General features: G+C 55.1%; 18 protein-coding genes. 6 read left to right on the top strand and 12 right to left on the bottom strand.

Features of this window, described 5'->3' with window-relative positions:
* Positions 1-3: 3 nt before the first annotated feature.
* From era to rseD, 9 genes are all read right to left on the bottom strand, one after another.
* The gene (gene era, locus AC3WS9_RS05940) at positions 4-909 is read right to left on the bottom strand and encodes a GTPase Era (protein ID WP_282494156.1); all 906 of its coding nucleotides are present in this window, start codon (positions 907-909) and stop codon (positions 4-6) included.
* Positions 906-1,586: a ribonuclease III gene (gene rnc, locus AC3WS9_RS05935; RefSeq protein ID WP_095284345.1), complete on the bottom strand. Its 681-nt coding sequence runs from the start codon at positions 1,584-1,586 to the stop codon at positions 906-908. The genes era and rnc overlap by 4 nt, the downstream gene beginning before the upstream one ends.
* Positions 1,587-1,807: 221 nt before the next feature.
* Positions 1,808-2,770, bottom strand: coding sequence for a signal peptidase I (gene lepB, locus AC3WS9_RS05930; RefSeq protein ID WP_282494155.1), 963 nt, complete (start codon positions 2,768-2,770; stop codon positions 1,808-1,810).
* A 16-nt stretch (positions 2,771-2,786) separates the two neighbouring features.
* Positions 2,787-4,586 carry a translation elongation factor 4 gene (gene lepA, locus AC3WS9_RS05925; RefSeq protein ID WP_282494154.1) on the bottom strand — a complete coding sequence of 600 codons (1,800 nt, stop codon included), beginning with the start codon at positions 4,584-4,586 and terminating at the stop codon, positions 2,787-2,789.
* 185 nt (positions 4,587-4,771) lie between these two features.
* Complete coding sequence (gene rseC, locus AC3WS9_RS05920; RefSeq protein WP_282494153.1) at positions 4,772-5,248, bottom strand: SoxR-reducing system protein RseC; 477 nt, start codon at positions 5,246-5,248, stop codon at positions 4,772-4,774.
* Positions 5,245-6,198 (bottom strand): sigma-E factor regulatory protein RseB, encoded by a 954-nt coding sequence (gene rseB / locus AC3WS9_RS05915; protein WP_282494152.1) that lies wholly within the window; start codon positions 6,196-6,198, stop codon positions 5,245-5,247. Before rseB ends, rseC begins: the two co-directional genes overlap by 4 nt.
* A complete protein-coding gene (gene rseA / locus AC3WS9_RS05910; protein ID WP_095282945.1) occupies positions 6,198-6,851 on the bottom strand; it encodes an anti-sigma-E factor RseA in 654 nt (217 codons plus the stop codon). The genes rseB and rseA overlap by 1 nt, the downstream gene beginning before the upstream one ends.
* Before the next feature lie 31 nt (positions 6,852-6,882).
* Positions 6,883-7,458, bottom strand: a complete 576-nt coding sequence (gene rpoE / locus AC3WS9_RS05905; RefSeq protein WP_095282946.1) for an RNA polymerase sigma factor RpoE — start codon at positions 7,456-7,458, stop codon at positions 6,883-6,885.
* Positions 7,455-7,559 (bottom strand): rpoE leader peptide RseD, encoded by a 105-nt coding sequence (gene rseD, locus AC3WS9_RS05900; RefSeq protein ID WP_228483504.1) that lies wholly within the window; start codon positions 7,557-7,559, stop codon positions 7,455-7,457. The genes rpoE and rseD overlap by 4 nt, the downstream gene beginning before the upstream one ends.
* A 324-nt stretch (positions 7,560-7,883) precedes the next feature.
* On the opposite strand from rseD, the gene nadB reads away from it, so the two are divergent.
* Positions 7,884-9,503, top strand: coding sequence for an L-aspartate oxidase (gene nadB, locus AC3WS9_RS05895; protein WP_282494151.1), 1,620 nt, complete (start codon positions 7,884-7,886; stop codon positions 9,501-9,503).
* Here the strand turns inward: nadB and trmN are convergent.
* Positions 9,488-10,225 carry a tRNA(1)(Val) (adenine(37)-N(6))-methyltransferase TrmN gene (gene trmN, locus AC3WS9_RS05890; protein WP_492487272.1) on the bottom strand — a complete coding sequence of 246 codons (738 nt, stop codon included), beginning with the start codon at positions 10,223-10,225 and terminating at the stop codon, positions 9,488-9,490. The genes nadB and trmN overlap by 16 nt on opposite strands.
* 131 nt (positions 10,226-10,356) lie before the next feature.
* Between trmN and srmB the strand changes: the two genes are divergently transcribed.
* Entirely contained in the window at positions 10,357-11,688 is a 1,332-nt protein-coding gene (gene srmB / locus AC3WS9_RS05885; protein ID WP_285146921.1) for an ATP-dependent RNA helicase SrmB, read from the top strand.
* Between the two features lie 52 nt (positions 11,689-11,740).
* On the opposite strand, the gene grcA is transcribed toward srmB, so the two are convergent.
* Positions 11,741-12,124, bottom strand: coding sequence for an autonomous glycyl radical cofactor GrcA (gene grcA, locus AC3WS9_RS05880; RefSeq protein WP_100779271.1), 384 nt, complete (start codon positions 12,122-12,124; stop codon positions 11,741-11,743).
* Positions 12,125-12,438: 314 nt separating this feature from the next.
* Here grcA and ung point away from each other — a divergent pair, with 314 nt between their 5' ends.
* A complete protein-coding gene (gene ung / locus AC3WS9_RS05875; RefSeq protein WP_492490305.1) occupies positions 12,439-13,128 on the top strand; it encodes a uracil-DNA glycosylase in 690 nt (229 codons plus the stop codon).
* 86 nt (positions 13,129-13,214) lie between these two features.
* Here ung and AC3WS9_RS05870 read toward each other — a convergent pair whose 3' ends face one another.
* Positions 13,215-14,315 carry a tRNA/rRNA methyltransferase gene (locus AC3WS9_RS05870; RefSeq protein WP_282494148.1) on the bottom strand — a complete coding sequence of 367 codons (1,101 nt, stop codon included), beginning with the start codon at positions 14,313-14,315 and terminating at the stop codon, positions 13,215-13,217.
* 206 nt (positions 14,316-14,521) lie between these two features.
* Here AC3WS9_RS05870 and trxC point away from each other — a divergent pair, with 206 nt between their 5' ends.
* The 3 genes from trxC (at position 14,522) to AC3WS9_RS05855 (ending at position 18,408) form a co-directional block, all read left to right on the top strand.
* The gene (trxC, locus tag AC3WS9_RS05865) at positions 14,522-14,941 is read left to right on the top strand and encodes a thioredoxin TrxC (protein ID WP_100779268.1); all 420 of its coding nucleotides are present in this window, start codon (positions 14,522-14,524) and stop codon (positions 14,939-14,941) included.
* A gap of 69 nt (positions 14,942-15,010) precedes the next feature.
* Entirely contained in the window at positions 15,011-15,709 is a 699-nt protein-coding gene (gene tapT, locus AC3WS9_RS05860) for a tRNA-uridine aminocarboxypropyltransferase (protein WP_285146923.1), read from the top strand.
* A 35-nt stretch (positions 15,710-15,744) separates the two neighbouring features.
* On the top strand, positions 15,745-18,408 hold the full coding sequence (locus AC3WS9_RS05855) for a bifunctional acetate--CoA ligase family protein/GNAT family N-acetyltransferase (RefSeq protein ID WP_492487268.1): 2,664 nt from the start codon (positions 15,745-15,747) through the stop codon (positions 18,406-18,408).
* The last annotated feature ends 91 nt before the right edge of the window (positions 18,409-18,499 follow it).

Genomic DNA, 18,499 nt, shown 5'->3' with positions numbered 1-18,499 from the left:
GTCTTATACGTCGTCGCCGTAACCGAGACTACGCAATGCGCGCTCGTCATCAGCCCAGCCGGATTTCACCTTCACCCACAGCTCCAGGTGAACCGGTGCTTCGAACATCTCCTGCATGTCTTTACGCGCTTCGATGCCGATGGTTTTGATTTTGGCGCCTTTGTTGCCGATCACCATCTTCTTCTGACCTTCACGCTCAACGAGGATCAGCCCGTTGATGTCGTAACCGCCGCGCTCGTTCGTCTGGAAACGTTCGATTTCCACGGTCACGGAGTACGGCAGTTCGGCTCCGAGGAAACGCATCAGTTTTTCACGGATGATTTCAGAAGCCATAAAGCGCTGGGAACGGTCGGTGATGTAATCTTCCGGGAAGTGATGAATCGCTTCCGGGAGATGTTTACGCACGATACCGGCGATGGTGTCGACGTTCATGCCCGTTTCCGCGGACAGCGGCACGATGTCGAGGAAGTTCATCTGGCTTGCCAGGAACTGCAGGTGCGGCAGCAGATCGGCTTTTTCCTGCACGTTGTCAACTTTGTTGACCGCAAGAATAACCGGCGATTTGCCGTCGCGCAGTTTGTTCAGCACCATCTCGTCGTCCGGCGTCCAGCGGGTGCCTTCGACCACAAAGATGATCAGTTCCACATCACCGATGGAGCTGCTCGCCGCTTTGTTCATCAGGCGGTTGATCGCGCGCTTCTCTTCCATATGCAGGCCTGGGGTATCGACGTAAATCGCCTGATACGGGCCTTCGGTGTGAATACCGACGATACGGTGACGCGTGGTTTGCGCCTTACGGGACGTAATAGAAATTTTCTGCCCAAGCAGATTATTCAGCAGCGTTGATTTGCCAACGTTCGGACGTCCGACGATGGCAACAAAACCGCAGTAACTCTTTTCTTCGCTCATTCCAGCTCCAGCATTTTTAACGCCTGTTCGGCGGCAGCCTGTTCCGCCTTACGACGGCTTGAACCTGTGCCAACCACCGGTTCACTCAGGCCGCTAACCTGGCAATGGATGGTAAATTCCTGATCGTGTGCTTCGCCGCGAACCTGCACCACCAGATAGGATGGCAGAGGAAGGTGGCGACCCTGCAGATATTCCTGCAAACGAGTCTTAGGATCTTTTTGTTTATCGCCCGGGCTAATTTCGTCCAGACGCGTTTGATACCAGTTCAGAATGAGTTGCTCAACCGTCTGAATATCGCTGTCGAGGAAAACACCACCGATTAATGCTTCGACAGTATCCGCGAGGATAGATTCACGGCGAAAACCACCGCTTTTCAGTTCACCCGGCCCGAGTCGCAGGCATTCGCCCAGTTCAAACTCACGTGCAATTTCGGCAAGCGTATTGCCGCGCACCAGCGTGGCGCGCATACGGCTCATATCACCTTCATCCACACGAGGGAAGCGGTGATAAAGCGCATTGGCGATCACGTAACTTAAAATGGAGTCACCCAGAAACTCGAGGCGCTCATTGTGTTTGCTGCTGGCACTGCGGTGGGTTAATGCCTGTTGCAACAACTCCTGATGCTGAAAAGTGTAGCCCAGCTTCCGTTGAAGCCGATTAATTACGATGGGGTTCATGCGATACCAGTAAATGAATGCGTCAAAAATGCAGCACACGAAACCGACCTGATAAGACCAACGCGGTTTCGTGTGCCGTGGCACTGAGTCAGCGCCAACCTTAAACTTCGGGGGAATATTCTATACACAACGACAGGGTATGTCGTTAGCCAGGAGAGATTATCTCTTAAATAATTCACGTAACCCTCATTTAAGAGGGTTACGTGTGCAAATATCAGGAATTAATGGATTGCGCCGATGCGATTCAGACGAACGCCGGTCGGCCACTCCCCTTCCTGCTTCTCGAAGCTCATCCAGATTGCGGTCGCTTTACCGACCAGATTGGCTTCCGGAACAAAGCCCCAGTAACGGCTGTCCGCGGAGTTATCGCGGTTATCACCCATCATGAAGTAATGTCCTGGCGGAACAATCCAGGTGGCGAGCTGCTGGCCTGGCTGCTGGTAGTACATACCCAGCTGATCCTGCGCGATCGGCACGGTCAAAATACGGTGCGTCACGTCGCCCAAGGTCTCTTTACGCTCAACCAGACGGATCCCGTTCTCTTTGGTTTCGCCTTTCGGCAGCTGGAAGAAACCGCTGGTCGCTTCCCCGCCGTTACGACGGGCAAAGGTCTGCACGAAGTCGCTTGGCTCAACGTTGGAGTAGGTGATCGGCAGCGCGTTTTCACACGCCGTACCGGAGCTACAGCCAGGCTGAACGGTCACTTCTTTCGCCACAGGATCGTAGCTCACTTTGTCGCCCGGCAAGCCGACGGCACGTTTGATGTAGTCCAGACGCGGATCTTCCGGGTATTTGAAGACCACGATATCGCCGCGTTTAGGATGACCGGTTTCGATGAGCGTTTTCTGGTAGATCGGATCTTTAATGCCGTAGGCAAATTTCTCGACTAGAATAAAATCGCCAATCAGAAGCGTTGGCATCATCGAACCGGACGGGATCTGGAAAGGTTCATAGATAAACGAACGGACCACCAGAACAATCGCCAGCACCGGGAAGACGGAAGCACCGGTTTCCAGCCAGCCCGGTTTCGGGCCGACTTTCTTCAGGGTTTTCGCATCCAGCTGTTCACCCGTCACAGACTGACGTTCGCGACGTTTCGGAGCAAAGATAAACTTATCCAGACACCACAACAGCCCCGTCACCAGGGTCGCAATGACCAGGATCAGGGCAAACATGTTCGCCATGCCAACTCCTTAAGGATTATTTTCCGTCTTTGCCCACGTGCAGAATGGCCAGGAACGCTTCCTGCGGCAGTTCGACGTTACCGACCTGCTTCATACGTTTCTTACCATCTTTCTGTTTCTGCAACAGTTTCTTCTTACGGCTAACGTCACCGCCGTAGCATTTCGCCAGGACGTTTTTACGCAGCTGTTTCACCGTTGAGCGGGCAATAATGTGGTTGCCAATGGCAGCCTGGATCGCGATATCAAATTGCTGACGCGGGATCAGCTCTTTCATTTTCTCGACCAGTTCGCGGCCCCGGTACGGGGCGTTATCGTTGTGGGTGATCAGCGCCAGCGCATCCACGCGATCGCCGTTGATCAGCACATCCACACGCACCATGTTGGACGCCTGGAAACGTTTGAAGTTGTAGTCCAGTGACGCATAGCCACGAGAGGTGGACTTCAGACGGTCGAAGAAGTCGAGCACCACTTCCGCCATCGGGATTTCATAGGTCAGCGCCACCTGGTTACCGTGGTAAACCATGTTGGTCTGCACGCCACGCTTCTCGATACAGAGCGTAATGACGTTGCCGAGGAACTCCTGCGGCAGCAGCATGTGACATTCCGCGATTGGCTCACGCAGCTCTTCAATGTTGTTCAGTGGCGGCAGCTTGGACGGGCTGTCGACATAGATAACCTCTTTGCTGGTGGTCTGAACTTCATACACTACGGTCGGTGCCGTGGTGATCAGATCCAGATCGTATTCACGCTCCAGACGTTCCTGAATGATCTCCATGTGCAGCAGACCCAGGAAGCCACAGCGGAAGCCGAAGCCCAGCGCGGTAGAGCTTTCTGGTTCATAGAACAGGGAAGCATCGTTCAGGCTCAGCTTGCCGAGCGCGTCACGGAAGTTTTCATAATCGTCAGAGCTGACCGGGAACAGACCCGCATAAACCTGTGGCTTCACTTTTTTGAAGCCCGGGAGCGCTTTGTCCGCTGGATTACGTGCCTGAGTCAGGGTATCGCCCACAGGCGCGCCCAGAATGTCTTTGATCGCACATACCAGCCAGCCTACTTCGCCGCATTTCAGTTCGGTACGGTCAACCTGTTTCGGCGTGAAGATGCCCAGACGGTCAGCGTTGTACACCTGGCCGGTGCTCATCACTTTGATTTTGTCGCCTTTACGCATGGTGCCGTTTTTAATACGGACCAGGGAGACAACGCCAAGGTAGTTATCGAACCAGGAGTCGATGATCAGTGCCTGCAGCGGCGCATCTGCGTCACCTTCTGGTGCCGGGATATCACGCACCAGGCGTTCCAGCACATCAGGTACACCGACACCGGTTTTCGCGGAGCAGCGCACGGCATCAGCGGCATCAATACCGACGATGTCTTCAATCTCTTCCGCTACGCGCTCAGGATCGGCGGCGGGCAGGTCGATTTTGTTCAGAACCGGCACCACTTCGAGATCCATTTCCATCGCGGTGTAGCAGTTCGCCAGGGTCTGAGCTTCTACGCCCTGCCCGGCATCGACCACCAGCAGCGCGCCTTCGCAGGCCGCCAGCGAACGAGAAACTTCATAGGAGAAGTCAACGTGGCCTGGGGTGTCGATGAAATTCAGTTGATAGGTTTCACCATCAAGGGCTTTGTAGTCGAGCGTCACGCTCTGCGCTTTGATGGTAATACCACGTTCGCGTTCCAGGTCCATGGAGTCCAGTACCTGGGCTTCCATTTCACGATCAGACAGGCCACCGCAAATCTGGATAATACGGTCAGACAGCGTCGACTTACCGTGGTCAATGTGAGCAATGATCGAAAAGTTACGTATGTTCTTCATATAGTTAAATAATTATGCCTTACGAATTCCTGGAGGCCGCTGTTCTTAGCCTGACGTTTTTCAGTGCGAAAACGCAGCATTCTACACTACATCTTCGTCACCAGGAAATGCTCTTCAAGCCAAGCATAGCGTCAAGGAAGGACGTTTTCTTTTCAGGGATGTAAATAAAGATAAAGCCCGATGAATTACCGGGCTTCTGAAGAAAGCGTTTCAACGCGAAGCATGTCCGGCGGGAGCCCCACGCTGAGGATAATGGGCTGCCAGGCTTCTTTCTGTGCGAGCTTCTGAGAAAACCCGCGCGCCAGCATAAAACCGCCCACGCCACCGAGTGCTCCGCCGCTCATCGCCGCGAGATCGGTGCCAAACAGCATCTGGAAAATTCCGGCCACCACAAACAAGCCCACCAGCGGCGAGAGATACACCAGCATCGCGGAACCCAACAGACTGCCTTCGGCAATGCCCAGCTCGACCTTTTGACCGACGGTCAACGGCTGTTCGCTCGGCACAGAGATCGTGTGTGATGTCTGCGGCCCTAACTTATTAAGCACGCGACTGCCGCACCCCGCGCGGGAGGCGCAGCTGTTGCAAGACGCTTTCACGTCACAGCTCACCAGCGCGACGCCATTTTGCCAGGAGACCACGGTGGCCCATTCTTTAATCATTGTGCGGTCCTGAATTTAATGCTGTCAGCAATGCGCTTCGCCGTTTGCGGGGGAAGTTCACCCACAATGGTGATCTCGGCGTTGTCGCGCACAGTGGTGCTCACGGTCCGACGGCCAGTGCGCAGCATTTGATCGCTGCTGTTTGCCGTCGCACGGTTGATATTCACCGAGAAGCTGAACAGGCCATCAGAATAGAGACGAGACTCAACCGGCGTTTCAATGGTCGGCAGCTGGCGACGGCTGCTGGAGATTTCGCTGAACCCTTGCGGGATCCAGGATGGCACCCAGTTGAAATTCACCGTATCGCCCGCGGGCACTGACAGCAGCGGCGGAAGGCTCGCTTTCGCCAGATTCTGCATGCTGTTGCCCACCTGACCATCCACCGTGAAGGAGATGACGCGGAACTGTTCCAGCGTTTCGCCGTCACGATCGAGCAGATCGACGCGCATAGGGAGCTTGCTTTCCGCATCCATCCACACGATGTAGCTGTAACGCGTGCCATCTCTCGCCACGACGCGAATCACTTCGCACAGCCGGTCCGCGATACGCGTACGGCCAACGGAGATGAAATCGTAGTAAGGGGACAGACGTTTAAAATCGGTATAGATGAGAGCCGGAAGCGAATCGACAATGTAATCGCCATTGAGCGTAAACGGCTCAAGGCCTGGCTCGAAATAGCTGATTTCATTGCCGCGCTGAACAACTTCACGGCGCGGGCCGTCGAGTTGTAAAAGCTGGGCGAGCGGCTGGTTATCAAGTCGGGCATGGCGGTAGCGTAACGACTCTACACCCTGCTTGTTGATACTGATAAAGGCCAACTCGTAGTTGAGTGACTGGCTCGCCATATTCATCTGCTGCAACAACGCCCCGGACGATAAATCAGCCGAGGCGTTGGCAGAGAAGAACAGGCTACCCGCCACTAAGGACATGGCGCACCAAAGTTGCTTCATTACTGCGATTGCGTTCCTAAAGTTTGGTTTCCTGGCACTTGCACACCAGCCTGCTGGGTCTGTGCCTGCTCAAACTGGAGCTGCTCAGAGTGCAGACGACGCTGCAACTCATAGTCCTGCAGCATCGCATTAATGCGACGACGCTGTTCCTGAACCTGCTGTTGCTGGCCCGGGCTGACTGATGCATCGGCGGCTGGCACACCCAAACTAACCGGACTTGCTTTACCCATCATCGGCAGTGTGTTGAACACTGGCGCTTCAGGCTGCTGGTTAGCTTCTGATTGACCGTTATAGTGCTGGACGCCAACGATAACTGCAAGCGATACGCATGCAGCCACACCCATTTGGGTGAGTTGACTGGCCCACGGACGCACTTTTTTCCAGAATGGCATCTTCTGCCATTGATGCGGCGCAGGTTGGGCTTCAGGAATCAGCGGAGTGGTCTGATGTACAGGCTCGTTCTCAATTGCCGCCATTACGCGGGCAGAGATATCGAAATGGAGAACATCGCCCGTATCACCGCGCATAGAGTCGCGGATGAGATGGTAACTCTCCCAGGTCTTTTGCATCTCGGGAGAGTGAGAGAGCTCGTTGAGCAGCTCACTGTCCAGCGTTTCACCATCCATTAAAGCGGAAAGTTTTTCTTTCTGCATGCCTAATACCTTTTCCAGTATCCCGCTATCGTCAACGCCTGATAAGCGGTTGAACTTTATTATCAATAGCTTCTCGCGCACGGAAGATTCGCGAACGAACCGTTCCGACCGGACAATCCATGATGGCCGCTATCTCTTCATAGCTCAGTCCATCAAGCTCCCGCAAGGTAATTGCCATGCGTAAATCTTCCGGGAGTGCCTCGATCGTGCGAAAAACGATTTGTCTCAGTTCTTCTGACAACATTAAGTTCTCAGGGTTCGAAATTTCTTTCAACGCGCCGCCGCTTTCGAAGTTTTCAGCGTCAATGGCATCCACATCACTAGACGGCGGACGACGGCCCTGAGCGACCAGATAATTCTTTGCTGTATTGACTGCAATACGATACAGCCACGTGTAAAAAGCACTATCTCCCCGGAAAGAATCCAGCGCACGATAGGCCTTTATAAAAGACTCTTGTACCACATCAGGAACGTCTCCTGACGGCACGTAGCGGGACACCAGACTCGCCACTTTATGCTGGTAGCGCACTACCAGTAAGTTAAAGGCTTTCTGATCTCCCTTCTGGACCCGTTCAACCAGGACCTGGTCCGTTAACTGCTCGCTCATCCGAGGTAATGTCTCCCCAAACCTAAATTCCACGCGTTATCGAAACGCCACTCTAAAAACACTGCAATGTGAGCAAGCACGAGGTTAGAGGGTCTATTCATCAATAAGTTCCGTTACGCGTTTGTTTTTGTCCATCGTGTCGCAGACTGTTCATTTTCTCTCATTATAAGTCTGTTAACGATACGTACCCAGTTTCTGATAAGAAATGGCATTTTTGCAGCCAGAAGAGTACCGCAACACAGGGTTTATTTCACCACATAATCTGAAGCTAACGATCTGCTTCGCAAAATATTTTCGTTCTTTTACGTGTTTTTTGAGCTTGCGTTTATGTTTAGGCTGCGCAACACCACTCAAAAAAAACGTGCGATTCATCGCATTCGGGTGCTATTCTGGCCAAACACTGTTTAGTAAATTAAACAAACATCATGAACACAACTCCTGAACTGCATTGTGATGTACTGATTATCGGCAGCGGCGCGGCCGGCCTCTCTCTGGCGCTGCGACTGGCCTCGCATCAGAAAGTGATCGTCCTGAGCAAAGGGCCGATGAGCGAAGGCTCGACGTTCTACGCGCAAGGCGGCATCGCTGCGGTGTTTGATGAAACCGACAGCATTGCTTCGCACGTGGAAGATACGCTGATCGCGGGCGCGGGCATTGTCGATGAACACGCCGCGGAATTTGTCGCCAGCAACGCACGTCATTGCGTACAGTGGCTGATCGACCAGGGCGTGCTGTTTGATACCCACGTTCAGCCCAATGGCGAAGAGGGATATCATCTCACTCGCGAAGGCGGCCATAGCCACCGGCGCATCCTGCATGCCGCCGATGCCACCGGCAAAGAAGTTGAAAACACGCTGGTCAGCAAAGCCTGCAATCATCCCAATATTCAGGTGCTAGAGCGCAGCAATGCGGTGGATCTGATCATCTCGGATAAAATTGGCCTGCCGGGCACGCGCCGCGTCGTCGGAGCCTGGGTGTGGAACCGCAATAAAGAGAAGGTCGAAACCTGCCGGGCGAAATCTGTGGTTCTGGCAACAGGCGGCGCATCCAAGGTTTATCAGTACACGACCAATCCGGATATCTCCTCTGGGGACGGAATTGCGATGGCATGGCGCGCAGGTTGTCGCGTCGCCAATCTGGAGTTTAACCAGTTCCATCCAACCGCCCTCTTTCACCCTCAGGCGCGCAATTTCCTGCTGACGGAAGCCCTGCGGGGTGAAGGTGCGCATTTGAAGCGCCCTGACGGCACGCGATTTATGCCTGACTTCGACGAGCGCGGCGAGCTTGCCCCGCGTGACATCGTGGCCCGCGCGATAGACCACGAGATGAAACGTCTCGGTGTCGACTGTATGTATCTCGATATCAGCCATAAGCCCGCGGATTTTGTGCGCCAGCACTTCCCGACGATCTATGAGAAATTGCTGGGCCTCGGGATCGATCTCACCAAAGAACCGGTGCCGATTGTGCCCGCCGCGCACTATACCTGCGGTGGCGTGATGGTGGACGATCATGGCCGTACTGATGTGGATGGCTTGTACGCTATCGGCGAGGTGAGCTACACCGGGCTGCATGGCGCGAACCGCATGGCGTCTAACTCGCTGCTGGAGTGTCTGGTTTACGGCTGGTCAGCCGCGGAAGATATTACCAAACGGATGCCGTACGCCCGTCAGGTGGATCAACTCCCTGCCTGGGATGAAAGCCGGGTGGATAATCCGGATGAGCTGGTCGTCATTCAGCACAACTGGCATGAGCTGAGACTCTTCATGTGGGATTACGTCGGGATCGTGCGCACCACGAAACGTCTGGAGCGTGCGCTGCGCCGGATTACGATGCTGCAGCAGGAGATTGACGAGTATTATGCCAACTTCCGCGTCTCCAACAATCTGCTGGAGCTGCGCAATCTGGTGCAGGTGGCGGAGCTGATTGTCCGCTGCGCGATGATGCGCAAAGAGAGCCGGGGCCTGCATTACACGCTGGACTACCCCGATCAGCTGGCGGAATCCGGTCCATCGGTACTCGCCCCGCTCGCTCACATAAACAGATAAAATGCCTGGGTCAGCGCAGTGTAGGCTTCTGAGTAACACTGATCTGGCCCACGGATCACCATCCTGTCGCTGAAGCACTCCCCTTCTTTTGGCGAGAGCGCTAATAACACGCGGTGCGGAAGCCTGGCTTCGTTATCGGCAATGTCGGTGCGCAGGCGGAGGAACCAGCCCATCTCCAGCGCCTTTTTGATAAAGGCATTGCCGGTGCTTTCGGGCAGCACGACGCAGAAAAATCCCTCTTCGGAGATCAAATTCGCCGCGGTCATGAGCAGCGCCTGATGATCGAGCGAGCCGGTGTATCGCGCCTGGTTGCGTTCCGGCGTGGCGCATTCGACGCCCGGTTCAAAATAAGGCGGGTTGCTGACAATCAGATCGTAGCGCGCCGTTTGCTCGGGCGCCCAGGTAAGAATATCGGCGCACTCCACCCGGACGCGAGACGCCCACGGGGATTCGGCGGCATTCTCACTGGCCTGACTGGCAGCCTGCGCGTCGAGTTCGACCGCATCGATAGTGACATGCTGCTCCGTGCGCTGCGCCAGCATCAGCGCCAAAAGGCCGCTTCCTGCGCCAATATCCAAAATTCGCTTAACCTTCGCGACGGGCGCCCACGCACCCAGTAAGATACCGTCAGTACCGACTTTCATCGCACAGCGATCGTGAGCCACAAAAAACTGTTTAAACGTAAAACCATCGCGGCGCAGCTGCGCTTTGGGTTGAGACATGTCAAAGCAACCTTCTTAAATAAAACCGGATTAGCATAGGGGAAAGCGAAGTGGCGGAAAAGGGATATCCACAAACAGATGAAGATTGCAGCCATAACGTCTATAATCAGCGCCCCACACAGAGGTAGAACATGACTGTAACGACTTTTTCCGAACTTGAACTCGATGAGTGCCTGCTGGAAGCTCTCCAGAATAAAGGCTTCACACGCCCAACTGCCATCCAGGCGGCTGCTATTCCGCCTGCGTTAGAAGGCCGTGATGTACTCGGTTCTGCGCCGACAGGCACCGGTAAAACGGCGGCATATTTGCTGCCTGTCTTGCAGCATCTGATCGACTTTCCTCGCAAGAAATCTGGCCCACCGCGCATCCTGATCCTGACGCCGACACGTGAATTAGCCGTGCAGGTGGCAGAGCATGCGCGTGAACTGGCCGCGAATACGCATCTGGATATCGCCACCATCACCGGTGGTGTCGCCTATATGAACCACGCCGAAGTGTTCAGTGAGAACCAGGATATCGTGGTCGCGACAACCGGACGCCTGATGCAGTACATCAAAGAAGAAAACTTTGACTGCCGTGCGGTGGAAACGCTGATCCTCGATGAAGCAGACCGTATGCTGGAACTCGGTTTTGCGCAGGACATCGAGCACATTGCGGGCGAAACGCGCTGGCGCAAACAGACGATGCTCTTCTCCGCCACCCTGGAAGGTGACGCGATCAAAGACTTCGCCGAGCGTCTGCTGAATGAGCCGGCTGAAGTATCCGCTACGCCGTCCACGCGTGAGCGCAAGAAGATCCACCAGTGGTATTACCGCGCCGATAACCTTGAGCACAAAGTCGAGCTGCTCAAGCACCTGCTGAAACAAGATGACACCACGCGTACCATCGTGTTTGTGCGTAAGCGCGAGCGTGTGCATGAGCTGGCGAATATGCTGCGTTCCGCGGGTATCGACAACTGTTACCTTGAAGGCGATATGCCGCAGGCGAAGCGTACCGAGGGGATTAAACGTCTGACCGAAGGTCGCGTCAACGTGCTGGTTGCCACTGACGTGGCGGCACGCGGTATCGACATCCCAGATGTCAGCCACGTTATTAACTTTGACATGCCGCGTACGGGCGATACCTATCTGCACCGTATCGGTCGTACCGGTCGTGCGGGCCGTAAAGGCACCGCGATCTCTCTGGTCGAAGCGCACGATTACATGCTGCTGCTGAAAGTGGGTCGTTACATCGAAGAGCCGGTGAAAGCCCGCGTCATTGATGAACTGCGTCCTACCACGCGTGCGCCGAGCGAGAAGATGACGGGTAAACCGTCCAAGAAAGTGCTCGCGAAACGTGCCGAGAAGAAAAAAGAAGAAGCGAAAGAGAAGCCGCGCGTGAAGAACCGCCATCGCGATGCCAAAAACATTGGTAAGCGTCGTAAGCCAAGCGGTACGCCGCCGACTTCACAAAACGAAGAGTAAAAAAAAGCCGGGTTAATCACCCGGCTTTTTATTTCCCCCAAAACCTCAAGCCTTACAGGCTTTCAGTAAAGGTACGTGCAATAACGTCACGCTGCTGTTCTGGGGTCAGAGAGTTGAAGCGTACCGCGTAGCCAGAAACACGAATGGTCAGCTGCGGGTATTTTTCTGGGTTCTTCACCGCATCTTCCAGGGTTTCGCGACGCAGAACGTTAACGTTCAGGTGCTGACCGCCTTCCACGCGAACTTCCGGCTGGATGTCCATTGGGATTTCACGGTATTCGATTTCGCCCAGTTTGTTAACCGGCACGATTTCGTCTTCAGCAAAACCGGCTTTCGCGACCACACAACGCGCTTCGCCTTTTTCGCTGTCCAGCAGCCAGAAAGAGTTCAGCAGATCGTCATTTGCAGCTTTAGTAATCTGGATACCTGTAATCATGTTATGCCTCCAGGGCTACATTAATTTATGGATGTCGGCCTCTCACGGCCAATTGGTAAAACCATTGTTGCTTGAGTGTATATATATCAGCCGCCACCCCATGATTCTTTGATTTAAATCAACAAAAACTGCGACCACACAAAGTGTGTGGTTTGATTTTATTGTTTTATATCAATTTACGACCACCGCAGAACCGCTCTTTTTTGAGTAATTCAAATTAAATTGAAAGACTTAGACGCAAATTTCGCGCGGAATTTTGCTCCCCTCTCTTAAAGGGTTAAGCTAGGCGCAATTGAGAGATGCAGGAGAGCATGATGACAACCCCTTTGACATGGCATGACGTGCTGGCAGATGAAAAGCAGCAGCCCTATTTTGTGAATACGCTCAGCACGGTGGCCACAGAGCGGCAATCCGGTCAGACGATCTATCCCCCGCAGAAAGATGTGTTTAACGCCTTCCGTTATACCGAACTGAATGATGTGAAAGTGGTGATCCTCGGCCAGGACCCTTACCACGGTCCGGGACAGGCGCATGGTCTGGCTTTCTCGGTACGTCCTGGGATTGCCACCCCGCCGTCGCTGCTGAATATGTATAAAGAGCTGGAAGGCTCGATGCCTGGGTTTACCCGTCCGGCACATGGCTATCTTGAGAGCTGGGCGCGTCAGGGCGTGCTGCTGCTCAATACGGTGTTAACGGTTCGCGCTGGACAGGCGCATTCTCATGCCTGCCTGGGCTGGGAAACTTTTACGGATAAAGTCATCAGCCTGATTAACGAACATTGTGAAGGGGTGGTGTTTTTACTCTGGGGCGCACATGCGCAGAAGAAAGGGGCGATCATTGATACTCAGCGTCATCACGTGCTGAAAGCGCCACACCCTTCGCCGCTGTCGGCTCATCGCGGATTCTTTGGCTGTAACCACTTTGTGCTGGCGAATGAATGGCTGGAAAAACGCAACGAAGCGCCGATTGACTGGATGCCCGTGTTACCCGCAGAAAGCGAATAACGATTAATCAATGAGTAGGCCGGATAAGGCGTAGCCGCCATCCGGCAAAATGCCCGGCAGCGAGATGCTAACCGGGCATATCAAAGCTAGGCTTTGTTCTGACGCCACCATTCAGCCAGCAGGACGCCGGTTGCAACGGAAACGTTGAGGCTTTCTACCTTGCCTGTCCCGTCGATTGAGACGCTCAGGTCGGCAGTAGAGAGTGCCGCATCAGACAGACCATCACGTTCCTGACCCAGCACCAGCACCATCTTGCGCGGCAGCGTCGCTTTAAACAGCGGCGTACCTTTGTGGCTGGAGGTGGTCACGATAGAGTAACCCGCCTGGCGGAACTCTTCGATGGCATCCAGAACACTTTCGCCCGTAATCGGCTGTACGTGTTCCGCCCCACCCTCGGCAGTACGAATCGCCGCACCGGATTCGACAATCGCCGCATCCTGCAACAACACGCCTTTCACGCCGAAATGGGCACAGCTACGCATCATCGCACCCAGATTGTGAGGGTTACCCACATCTTCCAGCGCCAGCACGCAGTCATCGGCATCCGCCTGACTGACCCACTGCTGCACCGTGGTGCCGTTACGTTTTTTGATCAGGAAGCAGACGCCACCGTGATGCTCGGTACCGGAAGCTTTGGTCAGCTCCGCGTCATCTACCACATGGTAGGCTTTGCGGTTCGCCGCCATCCAGCGCAGGGCTTCTTTGAAACGCGGCGTGACGCTCTGGATAAACCAGGCGCGAACGATGCATTCAGGACGGCTCTGGAACAGGGCCTGACAGGCGTTCTCGCCGTAGACACGGGTCTCTTCTGCGCGTTGACGACGCAGAACTTCCGGATCGATAAAGCTCTTACCACTGATTCCACCGTGATCGGCTTTTGCCGGCGCTTCTTCGCCCGGAGCACGGGAAACCGTGCGCCATGGGGATGCATCACGTGGGAAATCATCGCGTGGACGGTCGTCGCGACGGCGATCGTCACGCTTACGGTCATCACGTTTGCGGTCATCACCGCGGTTACTTCTGTTGTCATCGCGGGCGGGGCGACGGCCACCGTCTGCACGAGATGGACCCGGACGGCCCCCACCCTTTCCGGTACGCGGATTTTGGGTGCGTTTGTCAGAATCATCATCACTGCGGACATACATCACTTTGACCTTGCCGCTTTTATTCTTCAGTTCGTCGTTCATGCTTTTCTCCACCAGCGCTGCGCGAAGCGCGCAGATTACCCGATGTGTCAGCGCATAGCCATTATTTCATACAAAAGCCTGTGACTATTGTTCCCATTGAATAAAACGCATTGTCGTTTCAAACAACCTCAATGATAATGTGTAACATATCAGAAACATTATCGGCATTTTGCCGCTTTGTCCCACTGCTCTATCAGAGGTTAGTTATGAATACCGTATGTGCCAACTGCCAGGCCCTCAATCGCATTCCGGATGACCGAATTGATGATGGGGCGAAATGCGGGCGTTGCGGTCATGAGCTTTTCGATGGCGACGTGATTAACGCAACCGGCGAAACTCTCGATAAATTACTGAAAGACGATCTGCCGGTCGTAGTGGATTTCTGGGCGCCCTGGTGCGGCCCATGCCGTAACTTTGCGCCTATATTTGAAGACGTCGCCGAAGAGCGCAGCGGGAAAATGCGCTTTGTGAAAGTGAACACCGAAGCGGAACGCGAACTGAGCGCCCGATTCCGCATCCGCAGTATTCCGACCATCATGATTTTCAAAAAGGGTGAAGTCGTCGATATGCTCAATGGTGCCGTGCCAAAAGCGCCTTTTGAAAGCTGGCTGAACGAAACTCTCTGACATTCACGGGGCACCGCTTGTGCCCCGTTCCTCCCTCTGCGAGAATGGCGTTTTTTCTGCGCCTCTTCCATGACTGATAACGCCGTACTTCAATTGCGCGCCGAACGCCTGGCGCGTGCGACCCGCCCTTTTCTTGCTCGTGGCAACCGTGTTCGCCGCTGTCAGCGCTGTCTTTTACCGCAAAAGCAGTGCCTGTGCGACACCCTGACTACCAGCCACGCGCAAAGCCGTTTCTGCCTGGTGATGTTCGATACCGAGCCGATGAAGCCCAGCAATACCGGGCGTCTGATCGCCGACATTCTGCCGAATACCGCTGCGTTTCAGTGGTCGCGCACCGAGCCGCCGCAGGCGCTGCTCGATCTGGTTGCCAGCCCCGACTATCAGCCCATGGTGGTGTTCCCTGCATCTTATGCCGGTGAAAACCGCGAGGTGATTTCTGCGCCTGCGACAGGCAAACCGCCGCTGTTCATTATGCTGGATGGCACCTGGACCGAAGCGCGGAAAATGTTCCGCAAGAGCCCGTATCTGGATGCGCTGCCGGTGATCTCCGTCGATCTTTCACGCGTTTCCGCCTATCGCCTGCGCGAAGCCCACGCCGAGGGGCAATATTGTACGGCAGAAGTGGCGATCGCCCTGCTGGATCTGGCGCAGGATACGTCGGCCGCGACCGCGCTGGGCAACCATTTTTCCTGCTTCCGCGAGCGCTATCTGGCAGGAAAACCCACACATCAGGCCAGCATCACAGCAGAAGAGCCGGAAAGCGTTTAAAATCATCAGGTCACTCGCGTTTACAGGAGACTTGTATGAGCCAGCTAGGGCTAGAAGCGCTACTCCGCCCTAAATCCATCGCCGTGATCGGTGCCTCCATGAAGCCCGATCGCGCGGGATATTTAATGATGCGCAACCTGCTGGCCGGTGGATTCAATGGCCCGGTCATGCCCGTCACCCCAGCGTATAAAGCCGTTCAGGGCGTGCTGGCGTGGCCTGACATACAAAGCCTGCCCTTCGTCCCCGATCTCGCCATCCTCTGTACTCATGCCAAACGCAATCTCACCCTGCTGGAAGCACTGGGTGAGAAAGGGTGTAAAACCTGCATCATTCTCTCTTCGCCACCGGAACAGCAGGCAGAATTACTGGCCTGCGCGGGCCGATATCAGATGCGCTTGCTCGGGCCTAACAGTCTGGGGCTTTTGGCTCCGTGGCAGGGATTGAACGCCAGTTTCTCCCCGGTGCCAATTCGCAAAGGCAAACTGGCGTTTATCTCTCAGTCTGCCGCCGTGTCCAACACCATTCTCGACTGGGCGCAGCAGCGCGAAATGGGCTTTTCGTATTTCATCGCACTGGGCGATAGCCTGGATATTGATGTCGATGAACTGCTCGATTTCCTGGCGCGCGACAGTAAAACCAGCGCGATCCTTTTGTATCTCGAACATCTGAGCGATGCGCGACGCTTTGTCTCCGCCGCGCGCAGCGCCTCGCGTAACAAACCGATCCTGGTCATCAAAAGTGGCCGTAGCCCTGCGGCGCAGCGTTTGCTGCAATCCCACTCGGGCATGGACCCTGCCTGGGACGCCGCCATTCAGCGCGCCGGTTTGCTGCGCGTTCAGGATACCCATGAACTTTTCTCGGCGGTCGAAACGCTGAGCCATATGCGCCCGTTGCGCGGTGAAAAGCTGATGATTGTCAGTAACGGCGCGGCACCGGCAGCGCTCGCTCTTGATGAACTGTGGTTACGCAACGGGAAACTCGCCACGCTCAGCGAAGAGACGCTGCAACATTTGCGTGACGCCCTGCCCGTGAGCGTGACGCCGGGCAATCCGCTGGATCTGCGGGATGACGCCAGCAGCGAGCGGTATATCAAGGCTATCTCGATACTGCTGGACAGTCAGGACATCGATGCTCTGATGGTGATCCATTCCCCCAGCGCCGCGGCGCCCGGCAGCCAGAGCGCACGCGCGCTGATCGATGCCGTTAAAAACCATCCGCGCGGAAAATATGTCACCCTGCTTACCAACTGGTGTGGGGAATACTCCTCGCAGGAAGCGCGCCGCCTGTTCAGCGAAGCGGGATTGCCGACCTACCGCACGCCGGAAGGCACTATCACCGCATTTATGCATATGGTGGAATACCGCCGCAACCAGAAGCAGCTCAGAGAAACCCCGGCGTTGCCCGATAATCTGGCGGCCAATGCGACCGAAGCCCACAATCTGCTGCGCCAGGCCATTGAAGACGGGGCGTCGTCGCTGGATACCCATGAGGTACAACCGATTCTGGATGCCTACGGCATGAAAACCTTGCCGACCTGGATCGCGAGTGACAGCGCCGAGGCGGTGCATATTGCCGAACAGATTGGTTATCCGGTGGCGCTGAAGCTCCGCTCACCTGATATTCCGCATAAGTCGGATGTGCAGGGGGTGATGCTCTATCTGCGTACTGCGGCGGAAGTGCAGCAGGCCGCCGAGGCAATTTTCGATCGCGTCAAAATGGCCTGGCCGCAGGCGCGAGTCCACGGGCTGCTGGTGCAGAGCATGGCGAACCGCGCCGGGGCGCAGGAACTCAGAGTGGTTGTGGAGCACGACCCGGTCTTTGGCCCGTTGATTATGCTGGGAGAAGGCGGTGTGGAGTGGCGACCGGAAGAGCAGGCTGTCGTCGCGCTCCCGCCGCTGAACATGAATCTGGCGCGTTACCTGGTTATTCAGGCGATTAAGAGTAAAAAAATTCGCGGACGCAGCGCGCTCCAGCCTCTGGATATCGCCGGGCTGAGCCAGTTCCTGGTTCAGGTTTCAAACCTGATTGTCGATTGCGCTGAGATCCAGCGGCTGGATATCCATCCGCTTCTGGCGTCGGGCAATGAATTTATCGCCCTGGACGTGACGCTGGATATCGCGCCGTTTACGGGCGATCGCGAAAGCCGACTGGCGATCCGCCCGTATCCCCTGCAACTGGAAGAGTGGGTGGAGATGAAAAATGGCGAGCAGGTGCTGTTTCGCCCTATCCTGCCCGAAGATGAGCCGCAGCTGCGGGCCTTCATCGCGCAAGTCACCAAAGAAGATTTGTACTATCGCTACTTCAGTGAAATCAGCGAATTTACCCATGAAGATTTAGCCAATATGACCCAGATCGACTACGATCGGGAAATGGCATTTGTAGCCGTTCGTCATCGGGATGAAGGCGATGAGATCCTCGGGGTCACGCGGGCGATTTCCGATCCTGACAATGTGGATGCGGAATTTGCCGTGCTGGTTCGCTCCGATCTAAAAGGTCTTGGACTTGGGCGGAGATTGCTGGAAAAACTGATTGGCTATACCCGAGATCACGGTTTGCTCTGCCTGAATGGCATTACTATGCCCCATAACCGCGGCATGATTACCCTGGCGCGCAAACTCGGATTCGACGTGGATATTCAGCTGGACGAAGGGATTGTCGCCCTCTCGCTCCGTCTGGCATCGATGTCAGCCCAGGAGTAAGGTACTGGAAATGTTGACCACTTTAGCAAGTACTGGTGGTATCATTGTCCGCTTATGTTGTCTGCAGATGCCAGATAACCCTTCAATGAAC

Source organism: Lelliottia sp. EB106-05-01-XG201 (genome assembly GCF_058791735.1).
The sequence above is the reverse complement of the archived record's forward strand: the minus strand, read 5'-3'. Positions and strand labels throughout refer to the sequence as shown.

Bases quoted from the DNA above. Each gene is read 5' to 3' on its own strand.
- era (WP_282494156.1), bottom strand. From the start codon at position 909: ATGAGCGAAGAAAAGAGTTACTGCGGTTTTGTTGCCATCGTCGGACGT.
- rnc (WP_095284345.1), bottom strand. From the start codon at position 1,586: ATGAACCCCATCGTAATTAATCGGCTTCAACGGAAGCTGGGCTACACT.
- lepB (WP_282494155.1), bottom strand. From the start codon at position 2,770: ATGGCGAACATGTTTGCCCTGATCCTGGTCATTGCGACCCTGGTGACG.
- lepA (WP_282494154.1), bottom strand. From the start codon at position 4,586: ATGAAGAACATACGTAACTTTTCGATCATTGCTCACATTGACCACGGT.
- rseC (WP_282494153.1), bottom strand. From the start codon at position 5,248: ATGATTAAAGAATGGGCCACCGTGGTCTCCTGGCAAAATGGCGTCGCG.
- rseB (WP_282494152.1), bottom strand. From the start codon at position 6,198: ATGAAGCAACTTTGGTGCGCCATGTCCTTAGTGGCGGGTAGCCTGTTC.
- rseA (WP_095282945.1), bottom strand. From the start codon at position 6,851: ATGCAGAAAGAAAAACTTTCCGCTTTAATGGATGGTGAAACGCTGGAC.
- rpoE (WP_095282946.1), bottom strand. From the start codon at position 7,458: ATGAGCGAGCAGTTAACGGACCAGGTCCTGGTTGAACGGGTCCAGAAG.
- rseD (WP_228483504.1), bottom strand. From the start codon at position 7,559: ATGAATAGACCCTCTAACCTCGTGCTTGCTCACATTGCAGTGTTTTTA.
- nadB (WP_282494151.1), top strand. From the start codon at position 7,884: ATGAACACAACTCCTGAACTGCATTGTGATGTACTGATTATCGGCAGC.
- trmN (WP_492487272.1), bottom strand. From the start codon at position 10,225: ATGTCTCAACCCAAAGCGCAGCTGCGCCGCGATGGTTTTACGTTTAAA.
- srmB (WP_285146921.1), top strand. From the start codon at position 10,357: ATGACTGTAACGACTTTTTCCGAACTTGAACTCGATGAGTGCCTGCTG.
- grcA (WP_100779271.1), bottom strand. From the start codon at position 12,124: ATGATTACAGGTATCCAGATTACTAAAGCTGCAAATGACGATCTGCTG.
- ung (WP_492490305.1), top strand. From the start codon at position 12,439: ATGACAACCCCTTTGACATGGCATGACGTGCTGGCAGATGAAAAGCAG.
- AC3WS9_RS05870 (WP_282494148.1), bottom strand. From the start codon at position 14,315: ATGAACGACGAACTGAAGAATAAAAGCGGCAAGGTCAAAGTGATGTAT.
- trxC (WP_100779268.1), top strand. From the start codon at position 14,522: ATGAATACCGTATGTGCCAACTGCCAGGCCCTCAATCGCATTCCGGAT.
- tapT (WP_285146923.1), top strand. From the start codon at position 15,011: ATGACTGATAACGCCGTACTTCAATTGCGCGCCGAACGCCTGGCGCGT.
- AC3WS9_RS05855 (WP_492487268.1), top strand. From the start codon at position 15,745: ATGAGCCAGCTAGGGCTAGAAGCGCTACTCCGCCCTAAATCCATCGCC.